Annotated in this window: 26 protein-coding genes; 23 read left to right on the forward strand and 3 right to left on the reverse strand. The window is 70.4% G+C overall.

Translation table 11 applies throughout. The features are described 5' to 3' along the window. Positions 1-270: 270 nt before the first annotated feature. On the reverse strand, positions 271-648 hold the full coding sequence (locus KV205_RS34505) for a hypothetical protein (protein ID WP_265868932.1): 378 nt from the start codon (positions 646-648) through the stop codon (positions 271-273). A gap of 146 nt (positions 649-794) precedes the next feature. Between KV205_RS34505 and KV205_RS34510 the strand changes: the two genes are divergently transcribed. From KV205_RS34510 to KV205_RS34550, 9 genes are all read left to right on the forward strand, one after another. Next, positions 795-1,064 (forward strand): GntR family transcriptional regulator, encoded by a 270-nt coding sequence (locus KV205_RS34510; RefSeq protein ID WP_265868933.1) that lies wholly within the window; start codon positions 795-797, stop codon positions 1,062-1,064. 148 nt (positions 1,065-1,212) lie between these two features. Beyond that, positions 1,213-1,455: a hypothetical protein gene (locus KV205_RS34515; RefSeq protein WP_265868935.1), complete on the forward strand. Its 243-nt coding sequence runs from the start codon at positions 1,213-1,215 to the stop codon at positions 1,453-1,455. Next, positions 1,427-1,951, forward strand: a complete 525-nt coding sequence (locus tag KV205_RS34520; RefSeq protein WP_265868937.1) for a DUF6879 family protein — start codon at positions 1,427-1,429, stop codon at positions 1,949-1,951. Before KV205_RS34515 ends, KV205_RS34520 begins: the two co-directional genes overlap by 29 nt. Positions 1,952-1,971: 20 nt before the next feature. Beyond that, a complete protein-coding gene (locus KV205_RS34525; protein ID WP_265868938.1) occupies positions 1,972-2,820 on the forward strand; it encodes a helix-turn-helix transcriptional regulator in 849 nt (282 codons plus the stop codon). Positions 2,821-3,048: 228 nt separating this feature from the next. Then, positions 3,049-3,261, forward strand: a complete 213-nt coding sequence (locus KV205_RS34530; protein ID WP_265868939.1) for a hypothetical protein — start codon at positions 3,049-3,051, stop codon at positions 3,259-3,261. Positions 3,262-3,297: 36 nt separating this feature from the next. After that, positions 3,298-3,696: a hypothetical protein gene (locus KV205_RS34535; protein WP_265868940.1), complete on the forward strand. Its 399-nt coding sequence runs from the start codon at positions 3,298-3,300 to the stop codon at positions 3,694-3,696. Positions 3,697-3,779: 83 nt separating this feature from the next. After that, the gene (locus KV205_RS34540) at positions 3,780-4,397 is read left to right on the forward strand and encodes a DUF6875 domain-containing protein (RefSeq protein ID WP_265868941.1); all 618 of its coding nucleotides are present in this window, start codon (positions 3,780-3,782) and stop codon (positions 4,395-4,397) included. Then, positions 4,313-5,203: a hypothetical protein gene (locus tag KV205_RS34545; RefSeq protein WP_265868942.1), complete on the forward strand. Its 891-nt coding sequence runs from the start codon at positions 4,313-4,315 to the stop codon at positions 5,201-5,203. Before KV205_RS34540 ends, KV205_RS34545 begins: the two co-directional genes overlap by 85 nt. Beyond that, entirely contained in the window at positions 5,200-5,667 is a 468-nt protein-coding gene (locus KV205_RS34550) for a GNAT family N-acetyltransferase (protein WP_265868943.1), read from the forward strand. The genes KV205_RS34545 and KV205_RS34550 overlap by 4 nt, the downstream gene beginning before the upstream one ends. Here KV205_RS34550 and KV205_RS34555 read toward each other — a convergent pair. Both KV205_RS34555 and KV205_RS34560 read right to left on the reverse strand, forming a co-directional pair. Continuing rightward, positions 5,651-6,664, reverse strand: coding sequence for a hypothetical protein (locus tag KV205_RS34555; protein ID WP_265868944.1), 1,014 nt, complete (start codon positions 6,662-6,664; stop codon positions 5,651-5,653). The genes KV205_RS34550 and KV205_RS34555 overlap by 17 nt on opposite strands. Before the next feature lie 92 nt (positions 6,665-6,756). After that, the gene (locus KV205_RS34560) at positions 6,757-7,446 is read right to left on the reverse strand and encodes a hypothetical protein (RefSeq protein ID WP_265868945.1); all 690 of its coding nucleotides are present in this window, start codon (positions 7,444-7,446) and stop codon (positions 6,757-6,759) included. 189 nt (positions 7,447-7,635) lie between these two features. Here KV205_RS34560 and KV205_RS34565 point away from each other — a divergent pair, with 189 nt between their 5' ends. The 14 genes from KV205_RS34565 to KV205_RS34630 form a co-directional block, all read left to right on the forward strand. Further along, positions 7,636-9,087 (forward strand): MFS transporter, encoded by a 1,452-nt coding sequence (locus KV205_RS34565; RefSeq protein ID WP_265868946.1) that lies wholly within the window; start codon positions 7,636-7,638, stop codon positions 9,085-9,087. A gap of 87 nt (positions 9,088-9,174) precedes the next feature. Next, on the forward strand, positions 9,175-10,353 hold the full coding sequence (locus KV205_RS34570) for a PLP-dependent aspartate aminotransferase family protein (protein ID WP_265868947.1): 1,179 nt from the start codon (positions 9,175-9,177) through the stop codon (positions 10,351-10,353). Between the two features lie 117 nt (positions 10,354-10,470). Beyond that, positions 10,471-11,016, forward strand: coding sequence for a MaoC family dehydratase (locus tag KV205_RS34575; protein WP_265868948.1), 546 nt, complete (start codon positions 10,471-10,473; stop codon positions 11,014-11,016). A gap of 142 nt (positions 11,017-11,158) precedes the next feature. Then, positions 11,159-12,010 carry an SAM-dependent methyltransferase gene (locus tag KV205_RS34580; protein WP_265868949.1) on the forward strand — a complete coding sequence of 284 codons (852 nt, stop codon included), beginning with the start codon at positions 11,159-11,161 and terminating at the stop codon, positions 12,008-12,010. 82 nt (positions 12,011-12,092) lie between these two features. Then, the gene (locus KV205_RS34585; protein ID WP_265868950.1) at positions 12,093-13,136 is read left to right on the forward strand and encodes a class I SAM-dependent methyltransferase; all 1,044 of its coding nucleotides are present in this window, start codon (positions 12,093-12,095) and stop codon (positions 13,134-13,136) included. Between the two features lie 23 nt (positions 13,137-13,159). Further along, positions 13,160-14,050: a diiron oxygenase gene (locus KV205_RS34590; protein ID WP_265868951.1), complete on the forward strand. Its 891-nt coding sequence runs from the start codon at positions 13,160-13,162 to the stop codon at positions 14,048-14,050. Between the two features lie 33 nt (positions 14,051-14,083). Then, positions 14,084-14,992 (forward strand): hypothetical protein, encoded by a 909-nt coding sequence (locus KV205_RS34595; RefSeq protein ID WP_265868952.1) that lies wholly within the window; start codon positions 14,084-14,086, stop codon positions 14,990-14,992. A gap of 1 nt (position 14,993) precedes the next feature. After that, the gene (gene acpS, locus KV205_RS34600) at positions 14,994-15,455 is read left to right on the forward strand and encodes a holo-ACP synthase (protein WP_265868953.1); all 462 of its coding nucleotides are present in this window, start codon (positions 14,994-14,996) and stop codon (positions 15,453-15,455) included. A 13-nt stretch (positions 15,456-15,468) separates the two neighbouring features. Beyond that, positions 15,469-15,714: an acyl carrier protein gene (locus KV205_RS34605; protein ID WP_265868954.1), complete on the forward strand. Its 246-nt coding sequence runs from the start codon at positions 15,469-15,471 to the stop codon at positions 15,712-15,714. Continuing rightward, positions 15,711-16,919, forward strand: a complete 1,209-nt coding sequence (metK, locus tag KV205_RS34610; RefSeq protein WP_265868955.1) for a methionine adenosyltransferase — start codon at positions 15,711-15,713, stop codon at positions 16,917-16,919. Before KV205_RS34605 ends, metK begins: the two co-directional genes overlap by 4 nt. A gap of 16 nt (positions 16,920-16,935) precedes the next feature. Then, the gene (locus KV205_RS34615) at positions 16,936-17,922 is read left to right on the forward strand and encodes a carbohydrate kinase family protein (RefSeq protein WP_265868957.1); all 987 of its coding nucleotides are present in this window, start codon (positions 16,936-16,938) and stop codon (positions 17,920-17,922) included. After that, positions 17,919-21,398 carry a methionine synthase gene (metH, locus tag KV205_RS34620; RefSeq protein ID WP_265868958.1) on the forward strand — a complete coding sequence of 1,160 codons (3,480 nt, stop codon included), beginning with the start codon at positions 17,919-17,921 and terminating at the stop codon, positions 21,396-21,398. Before KV205_RS34615 ends, metH begins: the two co-directional genes overlap by 4 nt. After that, entirely contained in the window at positions 21,395-22,267 is an 873-nt protein-coding gene (gene metF / locus KV205_RS34625; protein ID WP_265868959.1) for a methylenetetrahydrofolate reductase [NAD(P)H], read from the forward strand. Before metH ends, metF begins: the two co-directional genes overlap by 4 nt. Next, on the forward strand, positions 22,260-22,924 hold a 665-nt coding region (locus tag KV205_RS34630; RefSeq protein WP_265868960.1), incomplete at its 3' end, for an adenosylhomocysteinase. The genes metF and KV205_RS34630, both read left to right, overlap by 8 nt.

Consider the following 22,924-nt stretch of genomic DNA (forward strand, 5'->3'; position numbering starts at 1 on the left):
CGCCCGGGGTGCGGACCGGCAGTACACTGCGTGCCCTGCGGTGGTCTCACCCCGTCTCTCTCGGACGCGGGCGGTGCCTGCTCTGAAGGAGGTCCAGCGGATCGGGCTGCGGTGGGAAGTGCGGTGCGCACTCCCGGCACGCGTACACGTTCCACCCGGGCCCCGAGTTCTGGTGCACCTCGGCGACGATCACGGGCGTGTCCGTGACGTGGTGACAGCGCACGCACATGCGGACCGGCTTCCGCGACGGAGTGTCAGGGGTCGGCTCGCTCACCAGGCCACCCTCGGCGCGTGGATGTCCCGGGTGTCCAGGTCGAGTCCGAAGTCTGCCGCGAGGACGAGGCTGAGGCGCCGCCATCGCTGGAGGGTGCGCTCTTCCTGTCGTTCGAGTGCGACAAGGTAGGGACGGATGAGGGCGGTGGCCGCTCCGTCGAGCGTTTCCCCGAGCCCGTACGGGGAGCGGGGGCCGTCAGCTTGCCGCTGGGCCGGACCGAACCAGTCGTACAGCCCGGGTCGTACCTCCTCCCTCCGCCGGGCGAGGACCGAGGTCGGGTTGGTCGGCCGAGTGTCGGCCCGCCGCCGCCCGGAACCGGGCGCCAGGGGCAGGCCCAGCAGTCGCGCGAGCAGCGCGGCGATAAGGTTTCGCACAGCCGAAGCTCCATTCTTCGGTCAGCCCCTGGGAACGGCCCTGGCCGGCCGCCCGGGGGCGTTTGTGTGTCGGGCCACACTGTAGCCGCAGTTATCCACGGTTATCTACGGATGCGCGGAAACCTGCGGTCACCCACGCTGACTTCATGGACCTTGACCGCACCCGGCCCCTCTGGCGACAGATCGCGGCGGAGATCATCCGGCGCATCGAGAGCGGGACCTACCCGCCGGGAAGCCGTGTGCCGTCCACCCTGGAGATCGCCCAGGAGTTCGGCGTCGTGAACGCGACGGCGGCGAAGGCCATGCGACGCGTACGGGAAGAGGGCTGGACCCGGGGCGAGGTCGGCCTGGGAACCTTCGTCTCCGACCCTCTGCCGTCCACGACCGGCCTGGAGGACGACGAGTCCGCCGACTGATCGGACCGTCCGGCTCTGAACCCGCCACGGACCAGTGGCGGCTTCGTCGTTTCCAGGCCAGACACTTCGTGCGGTCTTGACGGCTCCGATCGGTATTCGGGAACGTGACGCGCAAGACCGCGCAAGAGTCTTGGTACGGGAGGGAATCATGGCCCTACGGTTTATCGCGAAGGACGACAAGTCCGGGGTGAACGGCTCTCCCACGGTGTTCGTGGACGAGGAGACCTCGGATCTGGTCTTTCAGGGCTGGAAGATCGACGAGGCGAAGGAGGCGGAATGTCTGGCCTTCGGTCCGATCCCGGACCACGAGACAGTGGTTCGGATCCCAGCCAGGATGGTGCGGGCTATCAGGGAGGCATGTGATGACGCAGAGCGTCGAGAGCTTCGGTGAACTACTGAAGGAGACACGTCACTCTGCGGTTCACCTTGAGATGCGGGACTCCTACGCCGTCTCCGGAGAGGCGGACGACTTCGAGGAGTGGAAGCGCGCAGGCTTCGCCAACACCGACCCCGGTTCTCCCTACTGGGCGCTGTGGGTCGACCTCGTGTCGGAGGCCGTCGGCCGAGGGGTGGTGATGCGCCGGGCCCGGATCGTCTCGGAACCGGTGACGGACTACATCCGGTTCGAGCACGCGGGTACCACGGTGGTTATCGGCGCAGGCGAACAGGTTCGTTGGCTTCCACGCCGGCGTGCGTCGGACATTGCACTGCCCGGAAACGACTTCTGGCTGTTCGATGACCGCTTGGTGCAGTTCAACGTGTTCGGTGGAGACAGCCGGTGGATGCACACCGACTTCACCGAGGACCCTGCCGTAGTGAAGCTCTGCGCGTCCGCTTTCGAGTCAGTGTGGGAGCGCGGTATTCCACACGAGCAGTACACCGTCTGACAAAATCCGGCCAACTGCTCATGCCCTCCTCTCCGTCTTCCAGCGTCCAGGCCGCACGCGAGGCTGTTGCCGCGCGCCTGCGGGAACTGATGATGGAGGCGGGACTCAGAGGGCATGAGCTGGCCGCTCGGTGCGGATGGAACGCCGCAAAGACCTCCCGCATCATCAACGCCAAGACGCAGCCGTCGGACGCTGACATCCGCGCCTGGTGCGCCGCGTGCGGGGCGGATGATCAAGCCGCCGATCTCGTCGCCAGCGCCCGCGCGGTCGACTTCATGTACGTCGAGTGGCGCAGACTTCAGCGCAATGGCTTGCGCAAGGTGCAGGAGGACTTCTACGCGCTGCACGAGCAGTCGGCCCTCTGCCGTGTCTACGTGTCCAACGTGATGCCGGGCTTCTTTCAGACCGCGCCCTACGCAACGGCCGTGCTTCAGGCTGTCACACGGTTCTGGGCCACCCCCGATGACGTCGTCGAGGCGGTCGCTTCCCGCGTCGCACGCAGCCGCTTCTTGTACGAGGGACGCCACCGCTTCGCTGTTGTCATGGAGGAGTGGGTTCTGCGCTCTCGGATCGGGGACGTGGAGACGATGGCCGGCCAGCTCCGACACCTCCTCGCCGTGCTGCCTCTCGCGTCTGTCTCTCTTGGTGTCATCCCCTCCACGGCCTCCCGCACCCTTTGGCCGATGGAAGCCTTCTACCTGTATGACGACCGACGCGCCGTCGTGGAGACCCTGACAGCCGAGATCAATGTGACCCAGCCGCGTGAAATCGCCGACTATGCCCGCGCGTTCGCCGACCTGGCAAAGATGGCTGTCTACGGCGACGAAGCGAAGGCGCGGATCAACGCAGCGATTGACTCGCTCGGGTGAGCATCTGCAAGTCGGTGCAATTTCGTTGAGGGTAAATCCCCTGTCTCTCTAGCGTGTTGGGTGCCGCTCAGAGACCGAAGGACCCTCCGGGCGGCGCCCCCAAGCAGCGGGCCGCCCCGCGCCTCGCCGTCGCACCGCGGCCCGCTGCGCCTACTCCACCGAGGAGACGCCGATGACCGTGCCCCTCCCTTGTCGGCAGGACGACAGGCCCTACTCGGAGTCCGCCGAGTGAGCGGCGTCGATGTCGGGTCCCTCTTCCATGAGGACGGTCACTCCTGGCTGCACAGGACCGTGCGGGACATCGCCAGCCGGGGCGAGGGCGAACTGGCCGCGATCGTCCAGGAGAAGACCGGTGGCCGGACCGTCAGGGTCGCACACATTCGTGGCGCGTCCGGCGTGGAGTGGACCACGGCCGCGGACAACATCCAGCTCGTTTCGTGAGCGCACACAAGAACACCGTCGAAAAGGAGAACCACCATGAGTCCCCTCACCATCGAGCGCCGAGAGCTCGGTCGCTTCCTCGCCATCGCCGGACAGCGGTTCGCCGACGGCCACGCCCCCGCCGAGATGTTCTCCCGGGCCGTGGACGCGGAATGGCACCGGATGCTCGGAACTCCGGAGTACGACGCCCTCAGCGGCGAGTGCGCCGGGAGGCTCCTCGGGCATCGTGAGATGAGCGGTTTCGGACCCATCGGCTGGGTGACCGCGTACGAGGCGGCGTTCGGGCCGCTGCCCGAGGTCTGGTTCACCGACGGGAAGGGCGTCCTGGACGAGGCCGCGCTCGCCCGCTACCGGGAGACCGGAGAGGTCGTGGCCGAGTGGGACTGCGGCCCGACCACCGGAGACGGCGACGATGTCGTACCGGAGACCCGGTGACCTTGACGCGCGCGGCTGGAGTGCCCCGGCCGTCTGCTGGGGCACTCCGGCTCGTCGAGGCGCGTACCGCCAGGCCACGGTCCGTGGACATCGCCGGATACGTGGAGCGGATGACCGCTCACTGCCCCTACCTCAGACCCTCGGTCGAGCGAGGGCTGACCACGTGGACCGTCTACCGCCCCGTCGGCGGTGTGGACGCGCTCGCGGTGGAGGCCGAACTGTTCCACGCCGGGGCGCGGGCCGCCGAGTGGTTGCGGCCCCTGGTCCGCCGGCCCCATGGCTTCCTGCGGTGCGAGAACGTCGTCGTCCTGGGTGAGGTGCCGGGCGTCCGGCACCGCGATCTGCTGGCGTGGCCGCACTGGGCCCTCAAGAACCTGTACGCCCAGGTCGGGATCATGTTCGGCAAGTTCTACGCCGGGGAGCGGGAGACCACCCAGGCCGGCGGCCGCACCCCGGCCGCTCCGGTCTCGTTCCTCCCGGTGAGAGCCGCCATCCGTCGGCGCGACCCTCGATTTCTCCATGCGACTCCCGGCCTGGCCTCGGCGCTCGCCGTCGCCGACGACGACGGTCGTGACGTCTGCGCGCACCTTCCCGACGATTGGCAGGAGATCCGCAGATGGGCGAAGGGCTTCTTCCCCCTGGCGAAGCCGTCGACCGGCTCAAGGGCAGGGTCGGCGAACCACTCGCGGTCCGACTCCTGAGCGATCGGCGCGGCTCGCGGGTCTGGAAGATCGACGGGCCTCGCGGGGCCGTGGTCCTGAAGGCGAACGATCCCGAGGGCGACAGCGCGGGCGACAAGGCTGCCGAGACAGCGCAGGAGGACGTGCATCTTGTACGCCTCATCGACGCGGGCGCGGTGGACCCCGGCTACCGGGTCGACGCAGGAGCTTGGGCGGGCGGTCGTTGGCTCGCGGCGCGCTGGGTCGAGGGGGCGCCGGTGTGGGAGGCGTTCGCGCGAGCCCGCGCGTGGGACGGCGACACCCGTGACACGCGGGCGTGGTTGCTCGGCGTCGCCCGGACGTGGGCCGACGGGCTGGCCCGTATGCATGCCGTTGGGTGGGCGCACGCGGATGTCCAGCCCACCAACACACTGGTCACGCCCGGCGGCCGCGCCGTACTCATCGATTACGCCCTTGCCTGCGGCCCGGGCGACGGGCCGCGTCTGCCGTATCGCGGTGCGCTCACCCACACAACCGCCCCCGAGATCGCGGACGCGGTCTTGGCGACCACCGCCGACGTCCATGTACGAGCCGAGCCGCCCGCCGACGTCTGGGGGCTTGGGGCTTCGCTGTTCTGGTGCTGGACGGGGCGACGCCCCATCGCCTACGAGGACGGTGTCGAGCGCAGGGAGAAGCTCGCGGCCATCGCCAAGGGCAGCACGTACTCGCTGTCGGATGTCCGGCCTTGGCCGTTCCCGCAGTTCGAGGACGTGATCAGCGCGTGCCTCGCGCCCGCTCCGGGGCAGCGGCCGACGGCCGCCGCCGTGGTCGACCGGCTTACGCGATGATCGCGCTCCGGGCGCTGACGACGGACGACGCTCCGGCCGTCCATCGCATCTACAGCGGTGCCGCCGTGAACTTCCTCGGCCGATCAGAGATGACGGCCGAGGAAGCCGTGGAGTATGTCGCGCGTGTGGGGGAGTGGGCCGCCGCGGACCCCGTGGTCCAGTACATCCTCGGCGTGGACCACGGTGGAGATCTCATCGGTGTGGTGAAACTGGGCCGCCGACCGAACGCGCATGGGCGGGTCAGCTACGTCCTGCGCGAGGACACCTGGCGCCGTGGCCACGCCACGGCGGCCGTCCGGCAGCTGGTCGCCTTCGCCTTCACCACCGCCGGCCTCACCTCCCTCGGCGCCAAGCACCACCCCGACAATCCGGTGTCCGGCCGCGTCCTGACGAAGTCGGGGTTCACGCGGCTCGGACTCCGAGACGGGATGGTCGAGTACCGCCGGGTCAGACGGTGTAGGTGATCGCCGAGCCGTGGGTGGCGGCGATGGTGCCGGAGGCGTAACCGTCGTGGATCTTGACGGGGTTGCCGTCGACGTTGCGCACCTTCAGCGTCGTGCGCACCTGGGTGCAGCCGCCGAGCTGGGCGGTGGTCAGGGTGAGGGTGTTCGCCGCGCTCTGGTGGTGCTTGGCGTTCGTGATGTCCCAGCGGGAGACCGGGCCCGCGATCGGGCCGCCGCACAGGGAGCCGTCGGCGTTGCGGGGCTGGGCCTCGACCCAGGTCTCGACGACGGTGCCGTCGTACGCCTCGGTGCCGCCGGAGCAGATCGAGGAGCCGGCGGCGCAGGTCGACAGGGCCGCGTCCTGGTAGAGGGAGAGGCGGTTGCCGGCGGTCGGGGTGACCGTGTACCCGAGGGTGGTGGCGGTGGTGCCCCGGGCGACCGTGGTGCCGCTGCCCGCGAGGAGGGTCCAGCGGGAGATGTCGGTGTAGACGGGGTAGGTCTGGCGGGCGAGTTCGGCGCCGGCGGGGACGCGCATGGTGACGGTGCGGCCGTTCACGATGATCGAGGAGTACGACACGATCGACAGGCGGCAGGTGTAGCTGCCGGCCGCGGGGGCGACGAACACCCAGCGCAGGGCGGAGGTCAGCTTGTTCTCGATCGTGGGCACCAGGTTGGCGGCCCAGTAGGAGCCGGCCTCGGTGGCGGTGGGCAGGGCGGTGCCGTCGGCGTTGCGGCAGCGGACGGCGAAGGTGTTGCCGATGTTGTCGCCGGCGGAGAGCGCGTCGACCGGCTCGGTGGCGAAGTAGCGCGACCACAGGTACGAGCGCTCCCCGGCCGCGGCGTCGAAGGCGATCTCGGTGCCGGGCACGTCGAGGTACGCGCCGGCGTTGCGGGTCACCTCGTATTCGAAGCCGGTCGAGGCGGCGTTCGCGGGCGCGGTCCCGAGGGCCGCGCCCGCGAGGGTGAGCACGAGTGCTCCGGCGGTCGCGACGGCGGCACGGATCGTTCTGAAGCGCACGGGGTTCTTGCCCTCTCGTTGACGTGTACCCCTCGACAGGGGCGGTCGGCGAGAAGATACGCACCACCCGCACCACCCCGCACCCCGCCCCGTCAGCCCGCCGACTCCGTCAGCTCCCCCAGCTCCCGTTCCAGGTTCTCCCGCGCCCGCTCCTCCCAGGCCGCCGCGCCGTACGGGGTCCTGAACAGGCGGGGAAGGGCGAGGAGTTGGCGGAGGATGGTGGCGCGGCCTTCGCGGAAGGCGGCGTCCGGGACGAAGGCGTACTCCTCGCGGACCGCGGCCGTATACCCCTGGTAGGTATCGGGGTCGGCGGCCAGGATCGCGAGGTCCGCGTCGCAGAGGGTCTCGCCGTTCAGGTCGCCGGGGGACGGGTCGTGGGTGACCGTGAGGCGGACGAGGCGGGCGACCTCGGCGACCTCGTGGTGGGTCAGGCCGAGTTCGGTGAGGGCGAGTTCGGCGAGGGCGGCTGAGCGTTCCTCGTTCTCGCTGCGGTCGGGGCGGTAGACGGCGTCGTGGAACCAGGCCCCGAGGCGTACGAGTTCCAGTTCCCCGCCCTCGCCGCCCTGGTCAGCCAGTTCGTCGATGCGCCTCAGTACCGCCCGCAGGTGGTCGACGGTGTGGTAGCGGCGCTGCGGCTCGGACCAGCGGTCGAGCAGGTTGCGGCCGTACGGCAGGGGGTCGGGGCCCCCGCGGCCGGCCCGCGCCGCGAGCAGCGTCGTGGTCCAGCGGTGGAGCAGTTCCTGCTCCCGGTCTGCCTGGTCTGCCTTCATCGGGGCGGTCATGAAGGGCATTCTGCCGCCCGCACCCGGGCCCGCCGGGTCCCCGGCTCGCCCCCACCCGCCCCGGCCTCGCCGCGACCCCGCCCTCATCTCGCTCTTACATACCCCCCATGGGTATGCTACGGTCCTCCGTGCAGGTACCCCCCAGGGGTATGCCCAGGGGTATGTCATCGCAAGCGAAGGGTCAGGGCAATGTCAACCGCAACCGTCAATCCCCGGCGCTGGTGGGCACTTGCCGTGCTTGCCGCCGCGCAGTTCATGGTGATCATGGACACCTCGATCATCGGCGTCGCGCTGCCGAAGATGCAGGAGGAACTGGGCTTCTCCCAGGGCGAGCTGCAGTGGGTCTTCAACGCCTACGTGATCGTCTTCGGCGGACTGCTGCTCCTCGGCGGCCGCCTCTCCGACCTCGTCGGCGCCCGCAAGATCTTCGTCTCCGGCTGGGCGATCATGATCGCCGGCTCGGTCGTCGCGGCGGCCGCCCAGACCGCCTGGGTCGAGATCGTCGGCCGCGCCGTCCAGGGCGTCGGCGGCGCGCTCATCGCGCCCTCCGCCATGACCCTGCTGATGATGCTCTTCATGCACGACCCGCGTGAGCTCGGCAAGGCGATGGCCCTCTACGGCGCCGCGGCCCCGGCCGGCGGCACCGCCGGCGTCTTCCTCGGCGGCGTGTTCACCGAGTGGGCCTGGTGGCAGCTGTGCTTCATCATCTACGTCCCGATCGGCCTCGCGACCCTCGCCGCGACCAAGCTCCTCCCGAAGGTCGAGTCCCGCCGCGGCTCCGTCGACGTGATCGGCGCCGTCGCCGTCACCGCCGGTCTCGCCCTCGGTGTCTTCGCCGTCGTCCGCGCCCCCGAGGTCGGCTGGGGCGCCACCGCCACCGTGCTCGAACTCATCGGCGCCGTCGTCCTCATCGGTCTCTTCTTCGTGATCCAGACGTCCGTCCGCGAGCCGCTCATGCCGCTCAGCGTCTGGCGGGTCCCGCGCCTCGGCTCCGCCAACCTGGCGATGACGCTGCTCGGTGCCGCCTGGATCCCGATGTGGTACTTCCTCAACCTCTACCTGCAGCAGGTCCTCGGTTACGGGGCCTTCGCCTCCGGCGCCGCGCTGCTCCCGATGACCGTGCTCCTCATGATCTTCATGACGGCCATCACCGCCCGCCTCATGGGCAAGTTCGGGGCGAAGCCGCTCATCGGCATCGGCCTCCTCGTCCTCGCCGCCGGCCTGGTCTGGCTGGCCGCCGTCGAGCCCACCGGCACCTTCCTGGTCGACGTCCTGCCGGCCTCGCTCGTCGCCGCGCTCGGCATGTCCCTCGCCTACATCCCCACGATGATGACCGCCATGTCCGGCGCCCCGCAGGAGCAGGCCGGACTCGCCTCCGGCATCGTCAACACCACCTACAACGTCGGCTCCGCGCTCGGCCTCGCCGCGCTCACCGCCGTCGCCATGTCCCAGGGCGCCGCCCAGCTCGGCAACCTGCCCAAGCTCACCGAGGGCTTCTCCGCCGCCTTCATCGGCGCCGCGATCATCGCCGCGGTCGGCGGAATCATCACCCTCCTGGTGATGAAGTCCGACAAGGCGGTCGCCGCAGAGGCCGCCGCCGCCCCGGCCGCCGCCCCGCAGGGCGACAAGGTCTCCGCGTAAGCAGCACGTGCCCCGAGGGGCCGCCCCGATGTCCGGTACACGCCGGAGGTCGGGCGGCCCCTTTCCCGTATCCGGAGAGGATTCCCCGTGGAACTCGACACCCGTGCCGTGCACGTCATCAACGAACCGTTCCAGGAGGGCAGTTGGCCGCTCTCCGTGCCCCTCGTCCAGTCCTCCGCCTTCGCCTTCTCCTCCGCCGACGAGCTCGCCGAGGCGATGGCCGGGCCCGACGGGCGGTACGTCTACAGCCGGCGCGGCAATCCGACCGTACGGGCCCTGGAGCAGACCCTCGCCGGGCTCGAAGGGGGCGCCGGGGCCATCGCCTTCGCGTCCGGGATGGGCGCCATCAGCGGGGTGCTGCTCGCGCTGCTCAAGCCCGGGGACCGGGTGGTGGCGCAGCGGTGTCTGTACGGGGGGACCTACGCCGTCCTGTCCGACCTGGCCGCCCGCTACGGTATCCACGTCACGTACATCTCCGGCGACGACACGGAGGAGTTCGAGGCGGCGGCGCGGCACCCGGCGACCCGGCTGCTGGTCCTGGAGACGATCGCCAACCCCACCGGGCAGGTGCCCGAGCTGCCCGGGCTGCTCGCCGCCGCCCGCCGGACCGGGGTGACGAGCGTCGTCGACAACTCCCTCGCCTCGCCCGTCCTGTGCCGGCCGCTGGAGCTGGGCGCGGACGTCGTCGTGCACTCCACCACCAAGTACCTCTCCGGCCACTCGGACGTCCTCGGCGGCGCCGCCGTCTTCGCCGACGACGCGCTGCGCCGCGCCGTCTGGCCGCGCACGGTCGAACTCGGCGCGTGCGCCGACCCGTTCGCCGCCTGGCTGACCCTGCGCGGGATACCGACCCTCCCGCTGCGGATGCGCGCGCACTGCGCGGGCGCCGCCGCGCTCGCCGAACGGCTCGCCGCGCGCCCCGACGTCACGGCCGTGCACTACCCGTGGCTGGCCGGCCATCCCTCGTACGCCATCGCCCGCAAGGTCCTCGCGGGCGGGGGCGGCGGTCTGCTGTCCTTCGAGCTCGCGGGCGGGCGGGAGGCCGGCCGGGCCTTCATCGAGGGCGTACGGGTCGCGAAGCTCGCGCTCTCCCTCGGCGGCGTGGAATCGCTGGTCACCCACCCCGCCTCCACCTCCCACCGCGAGCTGGACGCCGAGGCGCTGGCGGCCGCCGGGATAGCACCGGGGCTCGTGCGCATGTCGGTCGGCATCGAGGACGTCGAGGACCTGTGGGCGGACATCCAACAGGCCCTGGACTGGGGGTGATTCCAGCTCCTTGATTCCAGCCCCTTCCGGCTTCTTTTGGGTTGACAAAATAAATGAGCGATTCGTAGATTAGGTGATGCCAGGAAACGACCACTCCTAGGTCAAGGAGGGCGCGAGATGCGCTACTTCGAGGACTTCCGGCCCGGCGACGTCCACGAGCTGGGCACCGTCACCGTCACGGCGGAGGAGGTGCTGGAGTTCGGCAAGCGCTTCGACCCGCAGCCCTTCCACACGGACCCCGAGCTCGCCGAGGAATCGCAGTTCGGCGGGCTGATCGCCAGCGGCTTCCACACCCAGGCGATGTTCATGCGCCGCTACGTCGACGGGCTGCTCGCCTACAGCGCCTGCATGGGCTCGCCCGGCATCGACGAGGTCCGCTATCTGCGTCCCGTACGCCCCGGCGACGTCCTCACGGCGCGCGTCGAGATCCTCGGCGCGACCCCGTCGCCGTTCAACCCCACCAGCGGCACCGTCAAGCCGCGCTGCACGCTGGTGGCCGCCGACGGGACGGCCGTGTTCAGCATGATCCTGCACAGCATCTTCCGGCGCCGTCCCGCCGGGTCCGAGGCCGGTCATCTGTCGTCGATGCCCGCGGCCGCGGACCCCGCCGGGTGCTGCGGCGGTACGAGGAAGAGTGCGCCCGCAGCGGCCATGAGCGCCTGAGGCGCCGACGGACCGTCCTCCGTCGGAGCCGGCCCCGAACACGGCCGTCCGAACACCCCCCCACTCGCGAAACCACTCGCGAAACCACTCGCGAACCCACTCGCGAAACCACCCTGAATCCACCAGTGAAGGGAGACCTCCCGTGGAGGCCGTATCCCGCACCGCCCAGTGGACCGCCGCCGCGCGCGCCCTGGAGACCGAGCGCGAGGACCGGCTGTTCGCCGATCCCTACGCGCGCACCGTCGCCGACCAGATCGGCTTCGAACTGCTCGAGCGCTACGCCGGCGGCGGCACCGTGCCGTTCCTCGCCATCCGCACCACCTACCTGGACCGCCAGATCGTCAGGACGGTCGAGGAGCGCGGCATCAAGCAGGTCGTCTTCCTCGCCGCCGGCATGGACACCCGCTTCTTCCGGCTGCCCTGGCCCGACGGCGTCACCGTCTACGAGCTCGACCGCCCGGCGCTCCTGGAGGCCAAGGCCGAGATGCTGGCCCAGGAGCCCGCGCCGGCCGGCCGCACCCGGATCACCGTCCCGGTCGACCTCACCCAGGACTGGACCGGACCGCTGAAGGAGGCCGGCTGGAAGAGCGAGGAGCCCGTCCTCTGGGTCGTCGAGGGCCTGCTGTTCTTCCTGCCCGAGCAGGCCGTCCGCACCCTCATCTCGCTGCTCGCCGCGCACGCCGCCCCCGGCTCCGTGCTGCTCGGCGACGTCATCTCCAAGGCCGCCCTGGAGAACCCGCTCGCCCGCTCCTTCATGAAGGCCCTGGAGGAGGACGGCAACCCGTGGCTCTTCGGCACCGAGGAGCCCGAGGCGCTGCTCGACGCCTGCGGCTGGGCGGTGCGCGAGGTCAAGCAGCCGGGCGAGCCCGGCGCCGACTTCGGCCGCTGGCCCTACCCGGTGCCGGCCCGCTCCGTCCCGCGCGTCCCCCGCTCCTTCCTCTTCACGTGTGACCTTCCCGGACAGACCAGCACCGACTCGGAGGTGGCCGCATGACCGCCTACCGGGGGTCCGGGGGTTGTCCCCCGGGCAAGCACAGCACGTGTGACCTCCCTTCGAGCCCGCAGGAGGCGGCGGCATGAGCGCCCACGACTTCCACCAGAAGGTCATCACCGACGCCGGCGCGGCCGTGCGCGGACTGACCGTCGCCCTCGGCGAGCGCCTCGGCCTCTACAAGGCCCTTGCCGCCGACGGCCCCCTCACCGCCGAGCAGCTCGCCGAGCGCACCGGCACCGATCCGCGCTACATCGAGGAGTGGCTGCACGCCCAGCTCTCCGCCGGGTACGTGGAGCGGCACCCGAGCTCGCTCACGTACACCCTGCCCGCCGACCACGTCGAGGTGCTCGCCGACCCGACCGCCGTCACGTACGCCGCCGGCTTCTTCACCGCGCTGAAGGCGCTGTACGCCACCGAGGACCTGCTCGTCGAGGCGTACAAGACCGGCGACGGCGTCGGCTGGGCCGAGCACGACGCGGCGCTCGACACCGGCATGGGCTCCTTCTTCCAGCCGACGTACGAGCACAAGCTCGTCCCGGACTGGCTGCCCGCCCTGCACGAGGTCACCGACAAGCTCGGCGCCGGCGGCACCGTCGCCGACGTCGGCTGCGGCGTCGGCCACACCACCCTGCTCATCGCGAAGGCCTTCCCGAACGCCACCGTCCACGGCTTCGACTACTCCGAGGAGGCCATCTCCATCGCGCGGCAGCTCGCCGAGGAGGCCGGCCTGTCCGACCGGGTCGTCTTCGACGTCGCCTCCGCCGACGACTACCCGGGCTCCGGCTACGACCTCGTCTGCTTCTTCAACGCCCTGCACGACATGGGCGACCCGGTCGCCGCCGCCCAGCACGTGCACAAGTCGCTGGACGCCGACGGGACGTGGATGCTCGTCGAGTCGAACGTCTCGCCCGCCGACATCGACACCCAGACCCCCGCCGCCCGCATGTTCATGGCCCTGTCCGCCGTGATGTGCCTGCCCGTCGCGGTCGCCCAGCGCGGCCCGCACGCGCTCGGCAACCACTCCGGCGAGAAGGCCTTCCGCGCCATCGCCGAGGAGGCCGGCTTCACCCGCTGGCGCCGCGCCACCGAGACCCCGGTCAACGCGGTCTACGAAGTCCGGCCGTAACCCCACTTCGAAGGGATCGCACGATGGCCACCGCCGCCCTGCCCGTCACCGACCGGTTCATGGAAGTCCTCGCCCGCCTCAGCGAGCGTTCCGTCGAGGACTACTACAACCCGTACCAGACCTTCCAGTGGCCCGAGACGCTGGAGGAGAACACGCTGTGGATGACGCCGGAACTGCTCAGCGTCTACGGCACCGAGCACTACGACACGCTCGGTGAGGAAACCATTCAGCGCCTGTCGAAGTGGGAGTCTGTCAACTTCTACAGCCTCAATGTGCACGGCATCCGCGAGCTCCTCATCGAGGTCGTCGGCCGCATCCACATGCCCGGCTTCGAGGTCCCCTCGGACTTCTTCCACCACTTCATCGGCGAGGAGAACGAACACATGTGGTTCTTCTCCGAGTTCTGCCGGCGCTACGGCAACAAGATCTACGGTTCCGCCGCCATGAGTGCCGACTCCGCCTGGGAACCCGAGATCGAGAACTTCCTGGTCTTCACCCGCATCCTGTTCTTCGAGGAGCTGGTCGACCACTTCAACTCCCGGATGGCAAAGGACACTTCGCTCTGCCACACCATCCGCGAGGTCAACCGCATCCACCACCAGGACGAGTCCCGCCACATCGCCTTCGGCCGCGAGCTCGTCTCCCTCCTCTACACCCGCATGTGCCAGGCGGTCAGCGCCGACCGGGTGCGCGAGGTCGAGGCGTACCTCAAGCGGTACGTCGTCTACAGCATCAACTCCCTCTACAACCCCCACGTGTACCGCGACGCCGGCATCGCCGACCCGCTCGGCCTGCGCAACTCGCTGATCGCCGACGAGCGCCGCCGCGCCCACGAGCGCAAGGCCATCCGCAAGCCGCTCTCCTTCTTCCAGAAGATCGGGATCTTCTCCGACGACACCCTGCCGGTCCTCTGAACACCGGGACCCGCCCCGAGAGGTGAAGAGATCATGACCGTGACGACCCCCGGGACGCAGCAGAGCGTCGGGGAGACCAAGGGCGCGACACGGGGACTTCCCGTGCTCGGCCCCGAGGGGACGCGACTGCTGCGCCTCCTCGACGACACCTTCGAGGGCTGGGGAGTGGCCGCGGGCGCCCGCCCGATGACCATGCCCCCGCTGCTGCCGGCCGCCGACCTGGCCCGGCTCGACTACTACGACAACTTCCCCCACCAGGCCGTCGTCGCCGCCCCGCTCGACCTGGAGCGCCGCGCGACCGAGCCCTTCCACACCGACACCGGCTGCTTTCCGACCGCCGCGCTCGAACCGGCCGCGCTCGGACTGCCCTCGGCGTCCTGCTACGCCGTCTATCTGACCCACCAGGGCACCCAGGTCGCGGACGACACCCTCGTCACGATCTGCTCCTGGTGCTTCCGCAAGGAGACCCACTACGAGGGGATGCGGCGCCAACTCGGCTTCCGCATGCGGGAGATCGTGGCCATCGGCGGGCGCGAGCACGCCGAGCAGCACCTGGCGGACTTCACCACCCGGATTCAGGAGTTCGCCGCGGCGCTCGACCTGCCGCTGCGCAAGGAGGCCGCCTGCGACCCGTTCTTCGACAAGGGCGGCTCCAAGGCACTGCTGCAGCGGCTCACGCCGGTGAAGCACGAGTTCCTGTACGAGGACCTGGCGATCGCCTCGGTCAACACGCACCGGAACTTCTTCGGCGACCGCTGCGACATCACCCTGGAGTCCTCCGGCGGGCCCGCCTTCACCAGCTGCGTCGCCTTCGGCCTGGAACGCTGGCTGTCGGCGCTGACCCGCCGGCACGGCAGCTGGGCGGCCGCGACGGAAGCGGTCCTCGACGCGAACGCACGCATGCGCACCGATGCGAGTCTCGCGGCCGGGCCGGTGATCTGACGTGCCGGCCCGTCCCGTGGCCCCGCCGGCGGGCGGCCTGGGCTGGGCGAACCTCGGCATGGACATCGTGTCCGTCAACCGCGTCCGCAGACTCCTCACGCAGTACGGGGAGAAGTTCTTCGAGCGGATGCTCACCCCCGGCGAACTCGACGACTGCCGCACGGCCGGCGGGCTCGACATCCTGAGCCTGTGCGGCCGGATCGCGGCCAAGGAAGCGGCCTTCAAGACGTTACGGGTCAGGGGCAGGTTCCTGCCCTGGACGGACATCGTCGTACGCCGCTCCGAAGGCGGCTGGCCGCTGGTGGAGCTGCGCGGACCCGCGGCCGGCATGGCCCGGGAGTCCGGCATCTCCGAGATCACCGTGTCCATCAGCCACGACGTGGACTACGCGGTCGCGGTCGCCGCGCCGATCATCGCCCCCACCCCTCCCTCCGCCACCACCCCTTACGTAACCAGCAGCTAAAAGGAGAAGCATCATGGCCGACGGCCTGCAGACGGTGAAGAGCTGGATCCTCGAGCGGCACCCGGAGCGCGAGGACATCGCCCCCGACCTCGACCTGATCGAGAACCGGCTCATCGACTCGCTGTCCTTCGTCGAGTTCGTCTTCCTGCTGGAGCAGGAGAGCGGCACCAGCATCCAGATGGAGACCCTGGAGGTCGACTCCATCCGGACCCTCGCCGCCATCGAGCAGCACTTCTTCAAGACGGCGGTGGAGGCATGAGCCGCCGCCTCTTCACCTCGGAGTCCGTCACCGAGGGCCACCCCGACAAGATCGCGGACCGGATCAGCGACACGATCCTGGACGCGCTCCTCGCCCAGGATCCCCACTCCCGGGTCGCCGTCGAGACCCTGATCACCACCGGCCAGGTGCACATCGCCGGCGAGGTCACCACCAGCGCGTACGCGCCGATGGCCCAGCTGGTGCGCGACGCGGTCCTCGACATCGGTTACGACTCCTCCGCGAAGGGCTTCGACGGCGCCTCGTGCGGTGTCTCGGTCTCCATCGGCGCGCAGTCGCCGGACATCGCGCAGGGCGTCGACACGGCATACGAGTCCCGGGTCGAGGGCGAGGGCGACGAGCTCGCCGCCCAGGGCGCCGGCGACCAGGGCCTGATGTTCGGCTACGCATGTGACGACACCGCCGAGCTCATGCCGCTGCCGATCGCGCTCGCGCACCGCCTGTCGCGCCGCCTGACCGAGGTGCGCAAGGACGGCACCGTGCCGTACCTCCGTCCCGACGGCAAGACGCAGGTCACCATCGAGTACGACGGCGACCGGCCGGTCCGCCTCGACACGGTGGTCGTGTCCTCCCAGCACGCCGCCGACATATCCGTCGAGGGCCTGCTCGCCCCTGACGTGCGCGAGCACGTCGTCGAGCACGTCCTGAAGCAGCTGGCCGAGGAGGGCGTGAGCCTGGAGTCCGACGGCTACCGGCTGCTGGTCAACCCGACCGGGCGCTTCGAGATCGGCGGCCCGATGGGCGACGCCGGCCTCACCGGCCGGAAGATCATCATCGACACGTACGGCGGCATGGCGCGGCACGGCGGCGGCGCGTTCTCCGGCAAGGACCCGTCGAAGGTCGACCGCAGCGCCGCTTACGCCATGCGCTGGGTCGCGAAGAACGTCGTCGCGGCCGGGCTCGCGAAGCGCTGCGAGGTGCAGGTCGCGTACGCCATCGGCAAGGCCGAGCCGGTCGGCCTCTTCGTCGAGACCTTCGGGACGGGCACGCTGCCCGACGAGCGGATCCAGGAGGCCGTCAGCGAGGTCTTCGACCTCCGCCCGGCCGCGATCATCCGCGACCTCGACCTGAAGCGCCCCATCTACGCGGCCACGGCGGCGTACGGGCACTTCGGCCGCGAGCTGCCGGAGTTCACCTGGGAGCGCACCGACCGGGTGGACGCGCTGAAGCGCGCAGCGGGGATCTGAGGGGAGCCGCGAAGAGATGCGTATCGCTGTCACCGGATCCATCGCGACCGACCATCTGATGACCTTCCCCGGCTGGTTCAGCGAGCAGCTGATCGCCGACCGGCTCGACAAGGTCTCCCTGTCGTTCCTCGCCGACAACCTGGAGGTCAGGCGCGGCGGAGTGGCAGCGAACATCGCCTTCGGACTCGGCGTGCTCGGCCTGCGCCCGGTCCTCGTGGGCGCGGTCGGCGCCGACTTCGAGCCATACCGGCTCTGGCTGAAGGACCACGGTGTGGACACCGACTCGGTGCGCGTCAGCGAGTCGCTCCACACCGCCCGCTTCGTCTGTACCACCGACCGGGCGCAGAACCAGATCGCCACCTTCTACGCCGGGGCGATGGCCGAGGCCCGCGAGATCGACCTGCGGGACGTCCTCGCCCGCACGGGGCGCCTCGACCTGGTGCTCGTCTCCCCGGACGACCCCGAGGCGATGCTGCGGCACGCCCGTACGTGTCGCGAGCTCGGGGTGCCCTTCGCCGCCGACCCGTCGCAGCAGCTTGCGCGGCTCGACGGCGGCCAGGTGCGGGAACTGGTGGACGGGGCCCGCTTCCTGTTCACCAACGAGTACGAGACGGCGCTGCTGTTGGAGAAGACCGGCTGGAGCGAGGCGGAGGTCTTCGCCCGGGTCGGGACGTGGGTCACCACCCACGGCGAGGCAGGTGTACGCGTCCGGGGCGAGGGCCGGGCCCCGCTCGCCGTGCCGGCGGTGCCCGCGGTCGCGGGCGTGGTCGACCCGACGGGTGTCGGCGACGCCTTCCGGGCCGGCTTCCTCGCCGGAACGCTGTGGGGCGTGCCCGAGCGGTGCGCGGCCCAGCTGGGCTGCGCGCTCGCCGCGACCGTCCTCGACTACGTGGGGACGCAGGAGTACCGGCTGCACCGGGACACCCTCCTGGACCGGATTCGCACGACGTACGGCGTCGGCTGCACGGCGACGCTCGTCACCCATCTGAGGGGGCTGGCATGAGTCCGTCCGCGAGGCCGTCCCCGAGGCCGTCCCTTCGTGAGGAGTTCGCGAGGCGGGTCGTCGTCGCCGACGGGGCGATGGGCACCATGCTCCAGGCCGCCGATCCGTCGATGGACGACTTCCAGAACCTGGAGGGCTGCAACGAGATCCTGAACCTCACCCGGCCCGATGTCGTCGCCTCCGTCCACGAGGCCTACTTCGAGGTCGGCGTGGACTGCGTCGAGACCAACACCTTCGGCGCGAACCTGGCGGCGCTCGCCGAGTACGGCATCGAGCAGCGCGTGTACGAGCTGTCGGAGGCGGGCGCGCGGATCGCCCGCGAGGCCGCCGACCGGCACACGGCGGCCGACGGGCGCCCGCGCTGGGTGCTCGGCTCGATGGGCCCGGGCACGAAACTGCCGACCCTCGGCCACGTCACGTACGAGCCGCTGCGCGACGCGTACCGGCAGAACGCCGAGGGGCTGCTCGCGGGCGGCGCGGACGCCCTGCTCGTCGAGACCTCGCAGGATCTGCTGCAGACGAAGGCGGCCGTCATCGGCGCCCGGCGGGCGCTCGACGCCGCCGGCCTGGACCTGCCGCTGATCGTGCAGGTGACGGTGGAGACGACGGGCACGATGCTGCTCGGGTCGGAGATCGGTGCGGCGCTGACGGCGCTTGAGCCGCTGGGCATCGACATGATCGGGCTGAACTGCGCGACGGGTCCGGCGGAGATGGCCGAGCACCTGCGCCACCTGTCCCGGCACGCCCGTATCCCGGTGTCGGTGATGCCGAACGCCGGCCTGCCGGTCCTCACCTCGGACGGCGCCCACTATCCGCTGTCGCCGGTCGAACTGGCCGATGCCCAGGAGGCGTTCGTACGGGACTACGGCCCGGCCCTGGTGGGCGGCTGCTGCGGTACGACGCCCGAGCACCTGCGGGCGATCGTGGAGCGGGTGCGGGGCGCGGCCGTGGCGGACCGCACGCCGGTCGTCGAACCGGGGGCCTCGTCGCTCTACAGCCATGTGCCGTTCCGCCAGGACACCTCGTACCTGGCGATCGGTGAGCGGACGAACGCGAACGGCTCGAAGAAGTTCCGCGAGGCCATGCTGGAGGGCCGCTGGGACGACTGCGTGGAGATGGCCCGGGACCAGATCCGCGAGGGTGCGCACATGCTCGACCTGTGCGTGGACTACGTGGGCCGGGACGGCGCCGCCGACATGGCGGAGCTGGCAGGGCGCTTCGCGACGGCCTCGACGCTGCCGATCGTGCTCGACTCCACCGAGGTGGGGGTGCTGCGGGCCGGTCTGGAGAAGCTGGGCGGCCGGGCCGTGCTCAACTCGGTCAACTACGAGGACGGTGACGGGCCCGAGTCGCGGTTCGCGCAGGTCACGGCGTTGGCGCGGGAGCACGGCGCGGCGCTGATGGCCCTGACGATCGACGAGAAGGGGCAGGCGCGGACGGTCGAGGACAAGGTCGCGATCGCCGAGCGGCTCATCGAGGACCTGACGGGGAACTGGGGGATCAGGGAGTCCGACATCCTGATCGACACCCTCACCTTCACGATCTGCACGGGCCAGGAGGAGTCGCGGGGCGACGGCATCGCCACGATCGAGGCGATCCGCGAGCTGAAGCGCCGGCACCCGGAGGTGCAGACGACGCTGGGGCTCTCCAATATCTCCTTCGGTCTGAACCCGGCCGCGCGGATCGTCCTGAACTCCGTCTTCCTGGACGAGTGCGTGAAGGCGGGCCTGGACTCGGCGATCGTGCACGCGTCGAAGATCCTGCCGATCGCACGCCTGGAGCCGGAGCAGGTCGAGGTCGCGCTGGACCTGATCTACGACCGGCGGCGGGAGGGCTATGACCCGCTGCAGAGGTTGCTTGAGCTGTTCGAGGGCGCGACGGCGAAGTCCCTGAAGGCCGGCAAGGCGGAGGAGCTGCTCGCGCTTCCGCTGGAGGAGCGGCTGAAGCGGCGGATCGTCGACGGCGAGAAGAACGGCCTGGAGGCCGATCTGGACGCGGCCCTCGTCGAGCGGCCGGCGTTGGAGATCGTCAACGAGGTGCTGCTTGACGGCATGAAGACGGTCGGTGAGCTGTTCGGTTCGGGGCAGATGCAGTTGCCGTTCGTGCTGCAGTCGGCCGAGGTGATGAAGACGGCAGTGGCCTATCTGGAGCCGCACATGGAGAAGTCCGATGCGGAGGGCAAGGGCACCATCGTGCTCGCCACCGTCCGCGGCGACGTCCACGACATCGGGAAGAACCTCGTCGACATCATCCTGTCGAACAACGGCTACAACGTGGTCAACATCGGGATCAAGCAGCCGGTGTCGGCGATCCTGGAGGCGGCCGAGGAGCACCGCGCCGATGTGATCGGGATGTCGGGGCTGTTGGTGAAGTCGACCGTGATCATGAAGGAGAACCTGGAGGAGCTCAACGGCCGAGGGTTGGCCGAGCGCTTCCCGGTGATCCTGGGCGGTGCGGCGCTGACCAGGGCGTATGTCGAGCAGGACCTGCACGAGCTGTATGACGGCGAGGTCCGCTATGCCCGTGACGCCTTCGAGGGCCTGCGGCTCATGGACGCCCTCATGGGCGTCAAGCGGGGCGTCCCCGGAGCCGTACTGCCGCCGCTCAAGCAGCGGCGCGTGGCCCGGCAGCCGCTCGTGACGGAGGTGCGCGAGCCCGAGCCGGCCGGCCGTTCCGACGTCGCCGCCGACAACCCCGTACCCGAGCCCCCCTTCCTCGGGACGAAGGTCACCACCGGGATTCCGCTCGCCGAGTACGCCCCCTGGCTCGACGAGACCGCCCTCTTCAAGGGCCAGTGGGGACTGAAGGACGCCACGACCGTCGAGACGGAGGGCCGGCCGCGGCTGCGCGCGCTGATCGACCGGATCGAGCGCGAGGACCTGGTCGAGGCGGCCGTCGTCCACGGCTGGTTCCCCTGCGTCTCCAAGGGCGACGACCTGATCGTCCTGGACGAGGACGGCAGCGAGCGCACCCGCTTCACCTTCCCCCGCCAGGAGCGCGGCCGGCGCCTCTGCCTCGCCGACTTCCACCGCGCCGAGGACTCGGGCGAGGTGGACGCGGTCGCCTTCCAGGTCGTCACGGTCGGATCGCGGATCGGGGAGGAGACGGCCCGCCTCTTCGCCGCCGACGCCTACCGCGACTATCTCGAACTGCACGGCCTGTCCGTGCAGTTGGCGGAGGCGCTGGCCGAGTACTGGCATGCGAAGGTGCGCGCCGACTGGGGCATCGGCGGTGCGGACCCCGCCGGTCTGGGCGGCATGCTGCGCACCGAGTACCAGGGCTGCCGCTACTCCCTCGGCTATCCCGCCTGCCCCGACCTGGAGGACCGCGCCAAGATCGCCGAGCTGCTTCAGCCCGAACGGATCGGCGTCCACCTCTCCGAGGAGTTCCAGCTGCACCCCGAACAGTCCACCGACGCCATCGTCGTGCACCACCCCGAGGCGACGTACTTCAACGCGGGAGGGCGACGCCTGTGACGACCCCCGATTCCCCCACCTTCTCGTTCGAGTTCTTCCCGCCGAAGACCGACAGGGGCGAGCGGACGCTGTGGGAGGCGATCAGGCGCGTGGAGGCCCTCGCGCCGACCTTCGTCTCCGTGACGTACGGAGCCGGGGGCTCCTCCCGCGACCGCACCATCGACGTCACCCAGCGCATCGCCGCCGAGACCACCCTGCGGCCCGTCGCCCACCTCACCGCCGTCGGGCACTCGGTGGCCGAGCTGCGCGCCATCATCGGCGCCTACGCGGACGCCGGCGTCCGGGACGTCCTCGTCCTGCGCGGCGACCCTCCGGGCGACCCGCGCGGGGAGTGGACGCCGCACCCGGACGGCTTCACCCACGCGTACGAACTCGTTGAGCTCGTACGGGCGTTGGGGGAGTTCCGGATCGGTGTGGCGGCCTTCCCCGAGGGGCATCCGCGCTCGCCGGACGCCGCGAGCGACATCCGGCACTTCGTCGCCAAGTGCCGGGCGGGCGCGGACTACGCCATCACGCAGATGTTCTTCGACCCGGAGGACTATCTGCGGTTCCGTGACCGGGTGGCGGCGGCCGGCTGCGAGACCCCGATCATCCCGGAGATCATGCCCGCCACCGACGTACGGCAGATCCGCCGCTTCGCCGAGCTGTCGAACGCCGCCTTCCCGGAGGACCTGGCGCACCGCCTGGAGGCGGCGAAGGACGACCCGGCCGCCGCGTACCGGATCGGCGTGGAGCACGCGACGGCGATGGGCTTGCGGCTGCTCGACGAGGGTGCGCCGGGCCTGCACTACATCACGCTCAACAAGTCCACGGCGGCTCTCGAAATCCACCGAACGATCCAAGCGTCAAGGAGCTTTGTTCATGTCTGAGTTCACGGACTTCAAGGTCGCCGACCTGTCCCTGGCCGCGTTCGGCCGCAAGGAGATCACCCTCGCCGAGCACGAGATGCCGGGTCTGATGGCGATCCGCCGCGAGTACGCGGCCGCCCAGCCCCTGGCGGGCGCCCGTATCACCGGCTCCCTGCACATGACGGTGCAGACGGCGGTCCTCATCGAGACCCTTGTCGCGCTCGGTGCCGAGGTCCGCTGGGTCTCCTGCAACATCTACTCGACCCAGGACCACGCCGCCGCGGCCATCGCGGCCGCCGGCATCCCGGTCTTCGCCTGGAAGGGCGAGACTCTGGAGGAGTACTGGTGGTGCACGGAGCAGGCGCTGACCTGGCCGGGCCCGCAGGGCGGCCCGAACATGATCCTGGACGACGGCGGCGACGCGACGCTGCTCGTCCACAAGGGTGTGGAGTACCAGAAGACGGGAGTCCTGCCGGAGGCCTCGAACGAGGAGCTGGCGGTCGTACGCGCCCTCCTGGAGACCACCACCCTGGACTGGTCGTCGATCGCCGCCGGCATCCGGGGTGTGACCGAGGAGACCACGACGGGTGTGCACCGCCTGTACGAGATGCACCGCGACGGCGCCCTGCTCTTCCCGGCGATCAATGTGAACGACGCCGTGACGAAGTCGAAGTTCGA

Origin of the sequence: Streptomyces sp. SKN60 (assembly GCF_026236535.1) — a bacterium.
In the GTDB taxonomy this organism is placed as follows: domain Bacteria; phylum Actinomycetota; class Actinomycetes; order Streptomycetales; family Streptomycetaceae; genus Streptomyces.